Origin of the sequence: Rhodocytophaga aerolata (assembly GCF_030503435.1) — a bacterium.
GTDB lineage: Bacteria > Bacteroidota > Bacteroidia > Cytophagales > 172606-1 > Rhodocytophaga > Rhodocytophaga aerolata.
In genome coordinates, this window is record NZ_JAUKPO010000129.1 from 1 (window position 1) to 2,252 (window position 2,252).

A 2,252-nucleotide genomic window follows, 5' to 3' on the forward strand; every position below is an offset into this window, starting at 1 on the left:
AGAAAGGGGCTGTTACTTTAACTACCATTTATTGTTACCCTATTTATCTCTTTAGGTTTTTTAACCTATGGATGGTAAGTTAGGTACATAGAATTAAGATAAACTTTAATACCTATTGCTGAGGGCTCACTCGCAAAACTTCGTCCGGCCCATTCATTAACAGATACATCGCCCCATCAGCTCCGAATTTAACATCGCGAACACGTCCATAACCTTTCAAAATTAGCTCCTGTTCTAACACTCGATCTCCATCAATAACAAGTCTGCGAATCTCCTGAAAGGCGAGTGCTGTGACAATAAGATTATTCTTCCACTTGGAAAATTTCTCAGAAGTTACAAACTCAATAGCGCTTACTGCAATGGATGGAGTCCATTTAGCTATAGGCTGCTCCATGCCCACCTTTGCCGTGTCATCTGAAATAATGCTACCATTATAATCTATACCAAATGTTATTATAGGCCACCCATAATTTGCCCCATTCTTAATGATGTTCAATTCATCACCCCCCCTGGGGCCGTGCTCACTGGCATAAATAACTCCAGTAAGGGGATGTTGTGCCATGCCTTGCACATTCCGATTACCCCAGCTATAAATTGCTTGAAGAACATTCTCATTTCCATAGAGCGGATTATCCTTAGGTATTGATCCATCTGCATAGATGCGATACACTTTTCCTGATGGGCGCGACAAAATTTGGGAATCAGCTCCACGTCCCATATCACCAACTGAAAAATACAAGTGGCCTTGTTTAGTAAACAACAACCGGCAACCCCAGCGAACGCCCTTTGAAAGCTTGAGAAAATCAGCAACCTGGAACAATACTTGCTCATCCCTCCACCTATAATCGAGTATCTTTCCACGAAGTACCTTCGTCATGCCAGGGGTATTCTCATCCTGAGAGTTGATCGAATTCTCACTGTATGCAAGATACACCCATCCATTCTTCGAATAATCCGGATCAAGGGCAATATCCATGTAACCTCCTGTAACCCCTTGCGCATAGGTTACCGGCGTTCCAGTTATGGGTTTAGGATCTAACTTTCCATTTATCATCCAACTCAGTTGCCCGGATCGTTGAGAAATTAAAGCTCTCTTCTCATCCACAAACTCAATTCCCCAGGGGGTGTCCAAACCCGAAGTAATAAGTTTCTCAATCTTGAGTTGATAGTCTTTGGTTGGAACTACCAGCGGCAGGGATGCTACCTTATTCTGCACGGGCTTCTTCTGGGCTGCCAGAATAAAGTCAGTTACTGCTTCGATATCTTTAGCAGAAAGTATACCTTCCCATTTAGCCATCTCTGTGCCAGGGATTCCATTGCTTATGCTTTTCATGATTGACTTTCGATCACCCCCATGTTGCCAGCTTGTCTTTACAAGTGAGGTTGCTGCACTCCCTTGTAATTTTGAACCATGACATCCGCTACAATAGTTTGCATAAATTTTCTCGCCTGATTGAGCGGAAAGAAAATGTGCTGCAGCCATGCCGGCAACAATAAGCAAAGTTTTCTTCAGGAAAAGAATTCTCAAAATCATACCTTCATTCGTTTGGGTGGTGTATCATTGTTTAAATTGTTAAAAAGTGAACGATTTTCAATTGCTTTTTGCTCTATAACCGTAAAATACTCCGGGCTCAGTTGACACGATGCTTCTACGTGAGAGCTTTTGGATCGAAATGCTCAAAACGAAAACTAGTCTATAGAACCTTTTAACGGAAACTCTTTTTATAAATATTCTTTGAAATACATCTTAACTCTTATCAATAAACTGTTCATTGGCCTGGTTGTAGCGCGCACCTGAGTAATTTCTCCGATAAATCCATGTAAGTGAATTCCTAAAAAATACATATTCTTCTCTTTAGCGGCACTAGTAGCTGTGGTAATACATGCTTTTTGGCAATTAGGATAGGAAGACCGATTACCCTTGATTTGCCTTTTTGTAGAGTATAGCATAGAGAGCAAACAGAACGGAGAATACAACTGCCACTCATGAGGCTTTTCAACAGCTAGTTTACATGCCAATTCTACTTGCTTTTCACAGTTGTAGGATCTAGCGGAAACATAAGCTACTTGCTAACCAAGCACCTACTATCTTTGGTACATGGTCAATTGATCATATAAGTTTAGGTTTTAGGTGGTTTTAAACAAAGGATGTGCTGCATATTTTTTTTATTTATCGACAATCACCCCTTTTCTATCACATCTTCAGCTTTCACCTATAATAAGGCTTACTTGTTGACTGTCAAACCTTCTAT

The 2,252-nt window shown here is 40.8% G+C and carries 1 protein-coding gene; it reads right to left on the reverse strand.

The features are described 5' to 3' along the window. Positions 1 to 112: 112 nt before the first annotated feature. Positions 113 to 1,534 carry a PQQ-dependent sugar dehydrogenase gene (locus Q0590_RS37065; RefSeq protein ID WP_436714355.1) on the reverse strand — a complete coding sequence of 474 codons (1,422 nt, stop codon included), beginning with the start codon at positions 1,532 to 1,534 and terminating at the stop codon, positions 113 to 115. Positions 1,535 to 2,252 lie beyond the last annotated feature (718 nt).